This window comes from Pyrococcus yayanosii CH1 (assembly GCF_000215995.1).
In the GTDB taxonomy this organism is placed as follows: Archaea; Methanobacteriota_B; Thermococci; order Thermococcales; family Thermococcaceae; genus Pyrococcus; species Pyrococcus yayanosii.
Map to the genome: position 1 here is coordinate 1,091,640 of NC_015680.1, position 13,102 is coordinate 1,104,741.

The following is a 13,102-nucleotide window of genomic DNA, read 5'->3' on the forward strand; positions in this document are numbered from 1 at the left end:
TAAGGTGATTTTAGCCTGAAAGAGTTCTTTAGATCTCAAACACCAGACTCCTCTTCTTGCCGTTCTCCAGCACGACGACGAGCTTGTGATATCCCGCGGAGAGTTGTGTCCCAAGTGTGACCTTAATGACACCCACCTCGTAGGGGTCGAGGGATGTTATAACATTGCCATTAACATCCATAAATGTGAGGTTGGCCGGAGGGATTAAATTCCCATCTATAAATACCTGGACAGCCTCGGACGTAAAGGATATCGGAACCCTCCCAATGTTCTTAATGTAAAAGGTGTAGTTGTAAGGGCCAGTACCCTCCACGGGAATGTTCGCCGGATCGTTGATTATCGCGAAGTCTGTTCTAAGTTGGTCGGCGAGAGAGGCACCTCTAACCTTTATACCTCCAGCTATATCGGTGGTAACGTAAGCTAAGGCGCCGGCGACCGTGCCGGCGACGATGACGGCCACGATAAACATTATGAGCTCGCTCACAGGCCCGCCTGCGGCCATCAGCTCACCTCCATTACACACTGAGTTGAGCTCGAATCGATGACATAGTTAGTGCCATTATAGTGATAGGTTATTATCAGCTGGCACCCATTCGCGAAAGCTAGGCTTACGTGATTTAAGTTGCCACTAGTATCGGCACCCGGAAAGAGGAGTGAGTAGGAATCACCTGGTATCAGATAGTTAAAATCTACGGAATTTGAATAGATACCGTTGAATATTATGTCAACATTACCAGGAATTGTCTGGCCTTCAAATACAAACGTTAAGTTTACGTGAGTCGTATTGTAGGGAAGTATTGAAATGCTACCAATCTTGAAATTTATCTGAGAGAGTCTTAGTGAGTACCAGTAATCTTTTGCCGAGACCACTTCCGAGTAGGAGTTTTCCCAGGCTACGTATAGAGCCCCGAGGGCGAGTAAAAAAGATATAAAGATTATTGCTGCGCTCGCTGAAACGCTGAAGCCCACTGGTGCTCCCTCCTTGATAGAGCTCAGACGCCGTAAAACTCATCGAGCGTCTTCTCCAGCATCTTGATTTCTCTTTCAAGCCTGTCGAGGACGTCTCTCGTTATCCTGAGTCCCCTGAGCCTCTCGATGAAGAGCAGACTTATGAGGTGATCCTGGACGGTGAGCTTTTCAGCCGGCCTCCACTCGGGGTCGCGGTGGTGTGGCCTTGTACCCTTGGCAAAGCGGAGGAGCTGATTGAGAACCTTCTCGCTTATCCAACCGATGTCGTAGTAGAACTCTAGGACGCGCTCAAGGTTCTGCATGCCAACCCTGTCGATAAGGAACCCAAGCCACTTGAGTGCTATCATTATGGAGACAAGGTCCTCCGGTATCTCCTCGAGTCTTGCTTTCCTGGGCTCCTCCTCGAAGAGTATGCTTGCGATGTCCTCGGGTATCTTCATCTTTTCGGCCATTTTAACTCCCTCCTCAACATTTTCCTCTTCGGGAACTTTCTCCTCTCCTTTCTCAACTTCAGGAGCGGGAGCCTCAATAACCTCCTCAACAACCTCTTCTTCAGGGGGAACTTCTTCAACAACTTCCTCAACCTTGGGCTTCTCCTCCTCCGGAAGCTCCTCGATTTCGACGGATACTTCCTCGACAGGCTTCTTCTTGGCTTCCTCCTCAAGCTGTTCAATTTCCTGAACAACTTCCTGAACTTCTTCCTCAGCAACTTCCCCCTTCTCTAACTTCTCCTCCAGCTCTTCTACCTTCTTTCTGGCCTCCTCAAGCTTCTCGCCGGCTATCTTTTCCGATATTTCGTCAAGCTTCTTGTGGAGCCCTTCAATCTTCTCAGCTATCTCCTTACCGGTCTCCTCCTTCTCGCCGCCTTCGAGTATCTCCTCAAGCTTCTCAACCTTCTCCTCCACCTCTTCAACCTGCTCGGTAATCTTCTCGGCCCTCTTCTCATGAACTGCGAACTTCTTTTCTTCCAAGGCTTCGACCAAGCGGGAAAGCTGAGTGCTGAGTTCTGTCAGCCTCTTGCCGAGCTCATCGACCCTCTTGCTTATCTGCTCGTACTTTGCTGCCTGACTTCCATAGGCATCAAGGACCCTCTTGATTATCTCGTCGAGCTGCTGGGGAGTTAGGGAATCCTTCTTGGCCATGAGCTTTTCCCTAAGCTCGTTGATGACGACGCTGGGCACTTTGCCCTTGAGCTCGGAGAGCTTTGCATTTATTTCAGCATCCGTAACGTATCCCATCTCCATGGCTCACACCTCAGCCAGCACCTCGTAGAGTATTGAGTCTATGTCAACACCATACCCGGCGAGCACCTTGATGTCGTTCTTGACCTGAGCAAGCTCCATCCTGAGCTCCTCGATCTGCTTCTTGAGCTCCTGAATCTCACTGCTGAGGGAGGACTCTTGAGAGAGCTGCTCCTTGAAGGGGTTTATCTCTTGGGAAACTACTTCATAGAGCATCATTATGTCCTTGATAGTTTTGTCGAGCCTCTCGATCTCTTCACGAAGCTCCTGCATCTGCTTCTTGATGTTGTCGATGCTTATCTTAACCCTCGGAAGGTCGTTCTCTATTTCGTTAAGCCTCTCCATAATCTGGTTTATCTGCTCCTCCTGCTCCCTGTTCTCCACCTTTTGCTCGAGCTCCTCAACGTTTATGACGTCCTCAACGGGCTCAACCTCTGCCTTCTCTTCCCTTTTCTTTTTTTAAAGATAGCAGAGAGAAAGTCAAGGGCCATAGGCCCCCACCTCACTGTAGCTCCATTATGTTGTCCGTATAGGTGCTGGGCGTGGTAAAGTCTATGACTCCAGCCGCACCATTTTCAGGTATCACCTTCCCGATGACCTTTGTGCTGGGCATGAAACCGAAGCTGCCGTCGCTGTAAGTGTTGTCGTTGTCGAAGGGCATTAGCCAGATCATTATGGCCGCAATATCGCCCCAGGTGAGGGTTGGATTGTTGACATCTTTGAGGCTTCCGTCTCCATCCTGCACCACTGCCACGCCAAAGAGTAGTTTGGTGCTGTTCTTGTAGGCGTAGTAGAGGTTCTGCCATACGTCCGAGGCGCTGTTCACGGTCACGTAGCCTGTAATTGTAGTGGCTCCATAGGGCTCGAGGCTGAGGTTGTATGCGAACACGTCCGGGAGGTCGCCCGTGTAGTGGAAGTATGTCGCCTGAAGGCCCGCGTCCTCTTCGGGGTCGTAGTACCTGTAGACTGCCATTTTCTTCCCGTCGCTGATAACGATCTTGACGTGGGCGAGGTCAACGCCGGTGCTTCCAGCATTCGGGCTGACGTATATGACGAGCCTCGTTATATTGCTGCCCGCTGGTACCGTGCCATTTATGTACCCATAAACGTTCATGACCTTTATGCCACTCGCTACCTCCTGGGTTGTCTGCCTGCCGGTTGCCATTGCCTTCTGCTGGAGGTAACCGCTCGTGGCTATGAGCACGCCGGCCGCAACCGCCGCCACGAGCACCATCGCTATGAATACTATGAGCGTGCCAATGCCTATCGCACCCCTCCTCATATCAACCACCTCACTGTAGTTCTATCACGTTGTATCCGAAGGTTGGGGGTGTAGTGAAGTCTATAACTCCAGCCGAGCCTGCCTCGGGTATGACCTTGCCGACGATTTTCGTGGAGGGTCCAATGCCGAGGCTGCCCCTGTACTCGAAGACGTCAGTCTTTATGAGTAGGGCGACCGTGTCTCCCCACTCGAGGGTCGGGTGGTTGTCTTCCATCTTTGACCCTATGTCGTTTATGATAGCTATGGCGAAGGTACCCTCGTCGAGGTTGTCCCATATCTGGGCAGTCTCGTTGGCTCCCGTAAATAGGTCTAGTATCTTGCCCGTGTAGAGGATGCCGCTGTAGTTGTAAACGACGAGCTTGATGCCGTCGCTCATGACTATTTTGACGTTGCTGAGGTCGATGCCACTACTGCCCGCGTTGGGTGTGATGAAGATCGCCATCTTGGTGATAGTGCCATTGGAGGGTGGGGTCCCATTGACATAGCCGAAGACGTTGACTATTTTTATGCCGCTCGCAACCTCTTGAGTTGTTTGCCTGCCCGTAGCTTGGGCTCTCTGCTGGAGGTAGCCGGCGGTGCCTATAATAACGCCCGCCGCCACTGCAGCAACGAGCACCATCGCTATGAACACTATGAGCGTGCCGATGCCTATTGCTCCCCTCCTCATGCCATCACCCCCTGAAAAATAATCTTAAAGAAAGAATGAAAGGGCCAAGATATTAAGAGGGAAGAGAAGTCACTGGAGGTCGATGACGTTAGTGGTGTACGTGGATGGGGTCGTGAAGTCTATGACACCTGGAGCACCGAATTCCGGAACGACCTCACCAGTAATCTTAGTCCTAACTGGAATTCCACCCGTGAATATCTGGTCAGCCTGAACGGCAAGGACGACGATGTCTCCCTGGTTGAGAGTTGGAGCAGTCTTCTGGACCGAACCGTCATAGTCCTGAATAACGATGATACCAAACGTCGTCGATGTTAACTGTGCCCAGTTGAAAGTGTTCCCATTGGCATCGGTGAGTGTGTCACTGAATACGTTGTCAACCGGGCCAACTACGTAAGTGTCAAGGGTGTCGTTGTAGTATAGTATGCCCTCGACGTTGCCGTCTGAGAGTATTATCTTAGTATTCTTGAGGTCAATTCCCGAGCTTCCGGCGTTCGGGCTGACGTAAATGGCAAGCCTAGTAATGTTGAAGCCACCTGTTGGGTTCGGGTTGTATCCCACGACACTCATCACCTTGATTCCGCTGGCTACTTCTTGGGTTGTCTGCCTGCCCGTGCTGGAAGCCTTCTGCTGGAGGAAGCCGCTGGTGTTGATGAGCACTGCCGCAGCCACTGCCGCCACTAGCACCATGGCAATAAACACAATCAAGGTCCCAATACCCACAGCACCCCTCCTTGCCATGGCCGCACCCCCTTGGAAGGTTTTCAATAATATCTGGGGGCTGTTGGATATAAATTGATTTTTTGCTTGTGGGAATGTTTGTAAGAATGTAACTACATATGTAGGTGCATATGTAGGTATTTATGCAGAAAAAAAGTAATTTAAAGAAAAAAGGATCAGAGCTTCCTGACGAGGAGGACGCTCCTGCCCACGTCCTCAAAGCTCACGTCAAAGCCCTCCTCTAGTATCGCCCTCTTAATCTCTGCCTTCGCCGGATATCCTATAAAGTCGCCGTTAAGGCCTTCAAAGAACTCGAGGGCCTCCACGTTGTTGAACTCGTCCCTGAAGACGTCAACCACCACGAGCCTTCCTCCGTCCCTGAGGCTCTCCAAAACTCTCCCGAGGACGTTACGCCTGTTTTGGATGTACTCAAGGACGAAGCTCATTATAGCAACGTCATAACTGTTGTGAGGTTTCATAACGGCAACATCAAGCTCCTTTAGCTCTACAGGAAGGTTTTCCTTCTCAACCCTAGCCCTCGCTATGTCGAGCAGACCCGAAGAGTAGTCGACACCTACATAAATGCCAGATTCGCCCACATGCCTGCCGAAAAATGCTGGAGAGACGGAGCCACAGCCAAGGTCGAGAACCTCAACTCCCCTATCTATCCCTCCCACCCTGAGTATTAGTTCCCTGTAAGAGGAGTGGAAGGATGAGCTAAGCCTGATATCCCAGAAGTCTGCGTCCTTGTCAAAGTCCATCAGGACATGGGGGTGATGAGGTGATATAAGCGCGAAGTCGACCATCTTATATATTTCCTCGAACATGGGGATCCAGTCGGGAAGTAAGAGGAGGTAATCCTCGTTCGGGAATTTAAGCTCGTAGGAGAATCCGTTCAAGATGAGGTTAGTAGGCGTTTCCTCTATTATACCCAGGGCCTTCAGATGCTCCACAAGCTTCATAAGAAGAGGCTTGTTAGGGACACCTATCTGGGCCAAGAGCTCCCCGTAGCTGGGCCTGCTAGCGACGGCCTTAAATATCCCGTATTTTATTCCAAGCTGGGCAAGGTGTAGGACGCTAAGGCTTATCATGTGGTCAATGTTCGTGTCCACGATCTTTACAAGCGTTTCCCGACGGCTCATTTCTCCTCCCCTCACATAAATTTCCTGTAATAGGACTGGTAATCCTTAAGCATCTCAACAACCTTCTTTCCATATTCTGTGAGCCGGTAGTACTTAAATCCATTGTTCACAACTTCCTCGACGAGACCAAGGTAAACGAGAGAACTCTCGCCATTGTACCTGTTACCTAGACCAACGAGGGCACCTCTCACATTGGAGGGATCGGAACCTACTACCCTAGCTATCTCGCTGAGATAGGTGGCAGAAGGATAAATCTCGTATAGATACAGGAGTATTCTGCGCCGGAGCTCGCTCCTGTGAAGTGAACGCAGGACGTGGGGGTCTATCACTGCAACCACTGTTCCCCCCCCGCTTTGCTGATTCTTGGCTGATCTTTACCACTTATTTTATATAGCTGTGGAATTAATAAAACTTTCGGAAAGACTTTAAATATTCCCCAATACAATACAAGGCAGTAAAGTATAATTATGCGCTGATGCGTTTCCACGTCGCCTCAAGGAATCCTTAAATAAGATGATTGTTCATTTTATGATGGGGTTGGATAATGTTTGGCAGAAAGAAGAAGGAGAGACTCAGTTGGTCTTTCATACAAAATAGGTATCCGGATGTTGCCGAAGGACTCAAGTCTCTGAGGGAGTGGGACTCCGTTAAAGCTTCCCTAGCGGATGCTGAGAGACTCGGAGACTACTCAATCCTCGCTCTCCATGCGATAGTGGCCCTAAAAAGGGAACTCCACACCGAGATAGAGATGGTAAGTGAAAGACTTTATACCCTCTCGTCCAAACTCGATGCCCTCAGGACGGATGCCGATAACTCCTACAAACGTCTCGAAAAGGAGATTGCCCAGATAAAGGACATCCTCGACGAACTCGAAAGGAGAACCCTTCTCATATCAAACGTTGAGAAGATGCTTCCGAGGCTGGCAGAGCTGGAGGAAAAGATGGCAACATATCCACTCGAGGTTGCTGAGAGACTTGAGAAGAGATACATCAAAGAGCTTCAGGAGAAGGCTGAGACTCTCATCAGGGAGATTGTAGAGGAGAAAATAGAAGAGCTTGAGGAAAGGCTTAACACCAAAGGATTTGGACCTGAGGCGATTAGGGAGGTACTAACGAAGTACGAAAAGGCCCTCTTGGAGAATGTCGAGCTAAAGAAAGAGCTGGAAAGAAAGGATAAGCTAATAAGGGAGCTTTCGGCTAAGGTGTCCAAACTACAGGAGGGTGCAAAAAAAGTTGAGGAGATTGAGAAGAGGGTGGATGAGTACAAGAGACTCGCCGAGGAGGTAGCCACCATAAGGGCAAAGCTTGCCCAGATAACGGGCCGCTACAACGTCCAAGATGCCCTAAAGGCCCTTGAAAAGGAATTCATACCGCGCTCAAAGGTGGAGGAACTAGCAAAGAGTGTCAAAAAGCTCATGGAGGAAAACGAGGAGCTGAAGAAGGAAAATGAGAGGCTAAGAAAAGAGCTCGAGAGGATAAACCAAGCAGTCAAGGTACTAATCGAAGAGGGACTCATCACGACCCAGCTTTCTCAAGAAGGCTGAGCTTCGATATGCCCTCCTTGACGACCTTCATAACTAGCTCACTAGGATCCTCGAACTCCTCCAATCTCCTGAGAATCACCTTTCTGAACTTGTCATTAAGGGTTCCTAGATGAACCAGCACCTCCACTGCACTCGCCCGCACTATCTCATCCTCGTCGTGGAGCAGAGAGATTATACGAGGAAGATATGGGCTAACGTAGCGGAAACCGTTCTCCCCCATGGCCGCTATGAAGTTGAGGGCAGCGAGCTTATCCTCTCTTGCCCTTGACGTTAGCATCTCAGCAAAGTCCCTCGCTATCTCGGCCATGAGCGTGGGGTTCGCCCGGGCTATCTCCTCGAGGACGTAGCTCACGTTGACCTTGATCTTTGGATCCCCTATCCGGTAGTTTGCGAAGAGGACGGGCACCATAGTCCTGAGTAGTTCTGGCTTTTCTTTAGCTATCTGGCCGAAGGCCTTAGCTATCTCCTGGGTGAGAGGAATCGCCTCGCTCTTTTTCACAAGGGCGAAGAGCTTTGTAATCAGGGGCTTGTAAAGCTCCTCCTTCTCCCTAGCAAGAATGACAATTATGGATATCGCGTTTTTCACGACCGTCCAGAGGTCATCGTCGAGATATGATACCAGCTCTTTAAGAACCTCCTCATCATACCTTGCCTTAATGAGAACCCTATCAAGATCCTTTCCCGTCGCTAGAAGCTCTCTAACGTCGAGCTCCTCCTCCATAGGAACCACACATAAGTTTAATTACCCCACCGGTTAAAAAGGTTACCGGAGGTGATTCAATGAAGCGCGCCCTTGCACTCATCCTCTTGCTCATACCGTTCGCCATGGCTCAAGATGTGATTCTCTGGAAAGGAAGTCCCTGTGAAGACGTTCCCTATCAAAAGACAATAGAAGCCGTTGCGATATCCAATGGAACGATATACGCGGGGTGCTCCTACAAATGGGTCGTGAACGGCACGGGGCTCATAAGCGTTTACTACCTAGGTGTGACGGCAGCCTACTCTACCAACGGAACGATGCTGTGGACCAATGACTCAGGCTTCGTGATGAAGCTGTATCCGCTACCTGAAGGGAAAATCCTTGTGGGGAGCATAGGAGGCCTCGTCGTGTTTGACGAGAATGGCAGATACGTTGACAGGTTCCTAGTGGAGGGCAAGCTCTATGACTTCTCCGTTGACGGCGATGAGGTTTATCTCGTCAGCGGTGACGTTGGAATGGTGGGGAACAGATCATATCCTTACGGCTTTATATATAAGGTTAGGCTCTTGCCTAACGGAACAATCGTTAAGCCGGCCCTTTGGAGCCTCAACCTCTCAACGATGCCCGACAGGGTCAGAGTGGGAGATGTGATATACGTGGGCTCCGGATTTCCCTCCGGCTACACGAGTCGCCACAGGTTCGGCGAGCTCCTCGGTATAAATCCAGATGGAAGGCTACTCTGGAACGTTTCACTAGGGGAATGGGTCAGGGACATAGACCTCTGGAATGGAAAAGCGGTCGTCGGAACGGGCTTTGGCCGAGAGGGCAAGCTACTCGTTGTGGATGGAAACGGGAATGTGTTGCTTGAAAGGGAGCTCTTCTTCGTGGAGGATGTGGAGGTACATAAAGGTATGGCCTACGTGGGAGGAGCGGAGGAGAACGGAAAGCTTGCGGCGGTTGACCTGAACACGGGGAGAGTGGTGTGGGAGAGGGACTTCCCCTACAGGGTGAAAGTCGTGAAGTGGTACGAAGGAAAGCTTCTCGTGGGGACCGGGAAGTTCGAGACCAAGGAGGAGGACAACCGAACGGTCGTTTACAACATTGGTGAGCTCTTTGTCGTTGACCCAAGGAACGGAAAAATCCTCAAGGAGCTTAGTTTAGGCTACGTTAGGAGCATCGCCATCGAAAGCGATACCGTCGTCGTGGGGACGGGAAGTGGCGACTTCTTCGTCTTAGATGGAAGGGAGCTCTCAAGTAAAGGTGTGTGCGGCCCGGGCCTAACAGTCCTACTCACCCTCTTCGCACTCCCCCTCGGAAAGAAGGCTCTCAGCCTCTAAGAACTCTCTCACAAGCTTTTTAATCTTTCCCGGCCCATTTACATCTTCTCCAACGGGCAGTATCTCACCGGCCTCAGTTATTAGGACCACCCCATGCCTCCCGTTCTCCACTGGGACAACCCTTAAGACGCCTGACTTACCCTGGGCTTTGACAGGAACTCCATCCAGGAGGCTTGAGAACACGCCTACAAGAAGGGAGCGAAGAGCTCTCCTGTCGTAGGCCAAGGGGTTTTTACCCACGGAGACGAGAATACAAAAACCGCCCCCTATCGAGAACTCCATTTTTATAGCCTTTCTCGGGGGTTGGAAATTAACCAACTCGATTATGCTCACCTTTTCAAGCTTCGAGAGGTCTAGCGTCAAGCATCCCTGGGGCCGCAGTTCAAATATCAGGTGTTTACCCTCTATCCTGAAGCCAGCCCTTCTAAAACGGGGAAAAGCTGGGGGGTTCAAAAGGGAGTATGTAAGGACATCAACCCACATGCTTGAAGATTGAGCGGACACTCCCCTTAAAGGTTTCCCGCAAGGTTTAAGTTGTTCAGGCAAAATCATCTTTCATGTTCGGAGAGCACGAACTAAGGGAAGGCTCGATAGAGCTGCCCGGCGAGACGATAATGCTGGAGAAGGAGGGTGAGTTCTACAGGTACAGGAGGGGAGACGTGGAGAGAATTATAGTGGGTGGAGAGGTGCTCCGAATCCTCCCTGCTCCTGCCGTCGGTTACGGGGTCAAGCTCCTCATGATAAGGCTCGCAGAGCCCCTGGCGGTCCCGCCAGGCGGGAATGTTGAAGGCTTCCTTTCGGCTCCAGTGGAAGTGGAAGTGAAGGTCGAAAACCTTTCCATCGACCGCTTTTCCATTAGCAGGGAAAAGTATGCCCTCTACGGCACCCTTGAGGCAGGGGTCATAGCCAGGTATTATAAGAGCAGGTTCTGGAGGGAGGAACCTCCAGACCCGGGGGTCGTAAAGCTGAAAGTCATAAACCCCTCGAATGACTGGAGACTCCTTGAGAGGGTCGTCTTCCCACTCTCGGGACCCATGTTCTACTCTCGGGAGAAGGCTTACTATCCCTTGATTACCGTTTCCCTGAAGAAGGACGTGGAGGTAGTCAACACTGGAAAGGCCCCTCTGCCCGGCCTTAAAGCCGCCAGCGAGGAGAGACACCAGCTCAAGTTCATGATGAGGTGGTGAGGATGTGGGAAGAAGTTGTTCTTGACCAAGTTATAATATTCAACATCACCGTCAGAACCCTCCTTGAATCCATAACTATCCTAATGGCTGGACTCATCATCGGCAACCTGCTAAAGCATCAAATTCTCAAGCTCTCCCGGAACACGAAGTTCGTCTGGATATTCAATGAGGAAACTGCTTCCCTTCTGAGGAACCTCGTAATTCTCGTAGCGATAATATACTCCCTTGATCAACTTGGCATCCTCGACATAGGGGTCGCGGGCACGAAGCTAAGCAACATCCTAACGGCCGTCCTCTTTTTCTACTTCGCCCACGCTATAGGCAAGAAGACCAAGGCTTACTGGGTCATGAGGGCCGGTGGGAAGGGCCCAGAAGTCCAGTTAAAGGCTAAACTCTTTTACTACATCCTCATCACACTCGCCTTTTTTATAGCCCTCAATATAGCGGGCTTCACGGGCAAGCTCACAACGGTGCTGGCGGCCGCTGGCATAACCGGTATAGTCCTGGGCTTCTCAGCGCAGACCGTTGTTGCGAACTTCATCTCGGGCATATTCATGTACTTCGACAAGCCGATAAAGATAGGAGACCCGGTTGAGGTTGCGGGCTACTCGGGCATAGTCCACGACATCAGGATACTCTCGACTAGGATAAGGACCTGGGATGGCCTTCTCGTCAGGATACCTAACGAGAAGCTCTTCAACAGCGAGATAAAGAACCTAATGAAGTACCCGGCTAGGAGAGTGGATGTCGTCGTTGGAATAGCCTATAAGGAGGACATCGATAGAGCGATAGATGTCATTAAGAGGACACTCGAAGATATGGCCTACGTTCTAGCCGAACCTGAACCGGCAGTTTTCGTCCAAGACTTCGGAGATAACAGTGTTAACATATCCATCAAGGCGTGGGCCCCAGCCGAAAAGTGGTATAGCGTGAGGACAGAGATTCTCAAGAAAATAAAGGAGGCTCTCGAGAGGGAGGGCATAGAGATACCCTTCCCGCAGAGGGTCAACTGGTTTGCCCAAGAACTGAGGGTCAAGGTGGAGAGAGATCAGCCTACTCCACAACCAGCGAACGGTCCTTTTCAGCCATAGCCTCTAGAATTCTGATGCATATCCTACCTATTTCTGGACTTTCTGATTCTTTGAGTTCCTTCAGGGCGGGAACTAAGTTCTTCAATGGGGGTGCTTTTCCACAGGGAATGCTCCCCACGACTGCCTCAAGTGTTAAAAGGGCATCAAAACGCGTTTCCTTATCTTTTAAGAACGCTTTCAGTCTGTCTATGATTTTTGTTCCAATATCATCATCCCACCTACGGAGAAAGTAGTAGCCAAAGAATATCAGTGCTCCAAGTCGGCGACTTCTATTCGATGAATCCAACCATTCGAGCATTTCCTCCAGGATTTCCCCTCCGAAGTCCGCTCTTAACACCATATTCGCCAAGATTTTGGCCGCCCTATCCCTTGCCCATCTGTTCTGAGAGCTTAAGATGTTAAGGAGCGGTCCGATGGCCGGCCTCAGGAGAGAAATGTTATCTGGCTTTAACTCCTTGGACAGCACGTATAAAGCCCAGAGGGCATCCATCCTATCCTCTATGTTCTTGCTATTGAGCATGTCTATGAGCTCTACCACTATCTCTCGCCTTACCTTCACGAAATTAAGGAGTTCTTTTTTTGTCCCCCGAGGAGAGCACACGGACAAATGTCTTCTCAACCTTTTTTGAATCTTTTAACATTCCTTGAGCTTTGATTTTTCTGATTGCTTAAAGTCCCCCAGGAGAGGAGGATGCAACTCCCGGGATCCGAACATTTCCTGGAGCGGAGATTTGTACACGGGGCCAAGAATTATCCTTTCGCCAATCTGAAGCCGAACCTTCTCCATATTTTCAAGCTCACCTGCAAGCCATTTCAGAATGTATTTATCACCAACTGCCAGGGCAAGGTCTATTGCCTCCTCAAATTTCCCATCCTTCAGCAGCCCGTTTATTTTCCTAAGGGCCTCTTCCGGGTTTGACACGTAATATTTGTGGAGCAAATCTTCGAGAGCCCCTGCCACCATTTTTGCCTTGTTCGTAATTGTTGGATCCTTGTGGTAGAGTGCAAGGTTCTTAACGGCCGTGAGTGTCCTTGATAATTCTTTGACTGTTTCCTCCGTTGGTGGAAATTCTGTCAATTCCATTACAATGGTCAGGATGAAGTCCAGAAGGAGTATATCTTCACTTGTCAGGAGGTCGGTTAATTCCCTTATGAGCAAGAGGAGGGCCTTTTTATCCCTAACATAAGCCGCCATGTTGAGGAGAAGCTTAAGCCCCATAGCTTTT

At 50.2% G+C, this 13,102-nt stretch carries 16 protein-coding genes and 1 pseudogene; 4 read left to right on the forward strand and 13 right to left on the reverse strand.

Annotation, left to right across the window (positions count from 1 at the left end; genetic code table 11):
• Positions 1 to 28: 28 nt before the first annotated feature.
• From PYCH_RS06080 to PYCH_RS06120, 9 genes and pseudogenes are all read right to left on the reverse strand, one after another.
• Entirely contained in the window at positions 29 to 502 is a 474-nt protein-coding gene (locus PYCH_RS06080; RefSeq protein WP_013905971.1) for a flagellar protein G, read from the reverse strand.
• Positions 502 to 969, reverse strand: coding sequence for a flagellar protein (locus PYCH_RS06085; protein WP_048058242.1), 468 nt, complete (start codon positions 967 to 969; stop codon positions 502 to 504). The genes PYCH_RS06080 and PYCH_RS06085 overlap by 1 nt, the downstream gene beginning before the upstream one ends.
• A gap of 23 nt (positions 970 to 992) precedes the next feature.
• Positions 993 to 2,213 carry a FlaD/FlaE family flagellar protein gene (locus PYCH_RS06090; RefSeq protein WP_013905972.1) on the reverse strand — a complete coding sequence of 407 codons (1,221 nt, stop codon included), beginning with the start codon at positions 2,211 to 2,213 and terminating at the stop codon, positions 993 to 995.
• Positions 2,214 to 2,216: 3 nt separating this feature from the next.
• A pseudogene (locus PYCH_RS06095) lies at positions 2,217 to 2,701 on the reverse strand (flagella accessory protein C).
• An 11-nt stretch (positions 2,702 to 2,712) separates the two neighbouring features.
• Positions 2,713 to 3,492, reverse strand: a complete 780-nt coding sequence (locus PYCH_RS06100; protein WP_013905975.1) for a flagellin — start codon at positions 3,490 to 3,492, stop codon at positions 2,713 to 2,715.
• Positions 3,493 to 3,502: 10 nt separating this feature from the next.
• Entirely contained in the window at positions 3,503 to 4,159 is a 657-nt protein-coding gene (locus tag PYCH_RS06105; protein ID WP_013905976.1) for a flagellin, read from the reverse strand.
• Between the two features lie 69 nt (positions 4,160 to 4,228).
• Complete coding sequence (locus PYCH_RS06110) at positions 4,229 to 4,897, reverse strand: flagellin (protein WP_013905977.1); 669 nt, start codon at positions 4,895 to 4,897, stop codon at positions 4,229 to 4,231.
• 155 nt (positions 4,898 to 5,052) lie between these two features.
• Complete coding sequence (locus tag PYCH_RS06115) at positions 5,053 to 6,018, reverse strand: class I SAM-dependent methyltransferase (protein ID WP_013905978.1); 966 nt, start codon at positions 6,016 to 6,018, stop codon at positions 5,053 to 5,055.
• A gap of 11 nt (positions 6,019 to 6,029) precedes the next feature.
• Positions 6,030 to 6,356, reverse strand: coding sequence for a helix-turn-helix domain-containing protein (locus PYCH_RS06120; protein ID WP_013905979.1), 327 nt, complete (start codon positions 6,354 to 6,356; stop codon positions 6,030 to 6,032).
• 206 nt (positions 6,357 to 6,562) lie between these two features.
• On the opposite strand from PYCH_RS06120, the gene PYCH_RS06125 reads away from it, so the two are divergent.
• Positions 6,563 to 7,561 carry a hypothetical protein gene (locus PYCH_RS06125; RefSeq protein ID WP_013905980.1) on the forward strand — a complete coding sequence of 333 codons (999 nt, stop codon included), beginning with the start codon at positions 6,563 to 6,565 and terminating at the stop codon, positions 7,559 to 7,561.
• On the opposite strand, the gene PYCH_RS06130 is transcribed toward PYCH_RS06125, so the two are convergent.
• The gene (locus tag PYCH_RS06130; RefSeq protein ID WP_013905981.1) at positions 7,533 to 8,282 is read right to left on the reverse strand and encodes a PH0542 domain-containing protein; all 750 of its coding nucleotides are present in this window, start codon (positions 8,280 to 8,282) and stop codon (positions 7,533 to 7,535) included. The two genes, PYCH_RS06125 and PYCH_RS06130, sit on opposite strands and share 29 nt — an antisense overlap.
• Before the next feature lie 59 nt (positions 8,283 to 8,341).
• Here PYCH_RS06130 and PYCH_RS06135 point away from each other — a divergent pair, with 59 nt between their 5' ends.
• A complete protein-coding gene (locus PYCH_RS06135; protein ID WP_013905982.1) occupies positions 8,342 to 9,598 on the forward strand; it encodes an outer membrane protein assembly factor BamB family protein in 1,257 nt (418 codons plus the stop codon).
• Here PYCH_RS06135 and PYCH_RS06140 read toward each other — a convergent pair.
• Positions 9,548 to 10,081, reverse strand: a complete 534-nt coding sequence (locus PYCH_RS06140; RefSeq protein ID WP_048058243.1) for a hypothetical protein — start codon at positions 10,079 to 10,081, stop codon at positions 9,548 to 9,550. The two genes, PYCH_RS06135 and PYCH_RS06140, sit on opposite strands and share 51 nt — an antisense overlap.
• A 74-nt stretch (positions 10,082 to 10,155) precedes the next feature.
• Here PYCH_RS06140 and PYCH_RS06145 point away from each other — a divergent pair, with 74 nt between their 5' ends.
• Entirely contained in the window at positions 10,156 to 10,785 is a 630-nt protein-coding gene (locus PYCH_RS06145; protein WP_013905983.1) for a DUF432 domain-containing protein, read from the forward strand.
• 2 nt (positions 10,786 to 10,787) lie between these two features.
• Positions 10,788 to 11,876: a mechanosensitive ion channel family protein gene (locus PYCH_RS06150; RefSeq protein ID WP_013905984.1), complete on the forward strand. Its 1,089-nt coding sequence runs from the start codon at positions 10,788 to 10,790 to the stop codon at positions 11,874 to 11,876.
• Here PYCH_RS06150 and PYCH_RS06155 read toward each other — a convergent pair.
• Both PYCH_RS06155 and PYCH_RS06160 read right to left on the reverse strand, forming a co-directional pair.
• Complete coding sequence (locus PYCH_RS06155) at positions 11,839 to 12,414, reverse strand: HEAT repeat domain-containing protein (protein ID WP_148236202.1); 576 nt, start codon at positions 12,412 to 12,414, stop codon at positions 11,839 to 11,841. The genes PYCH_RS06150 and PYCH_RS06155 overlap by 38 nt on opposite strands.
• Before the next feature lie 96 nt (positions 12,415 to 12,510).
• Positions 12,511 to 13,095 (reverse strand): hypothetical protein, encoded by a 585-nt coding sequence (locus PYCH_RS06160; protein ID WP_048058245.1) that lies wholly within the window; start codon positions 13,093 to 13,095, stop codon positions 12,511 to 12,513.
• Positions 13,096 to 13,102: the final 7 nt, after the last annotated feature.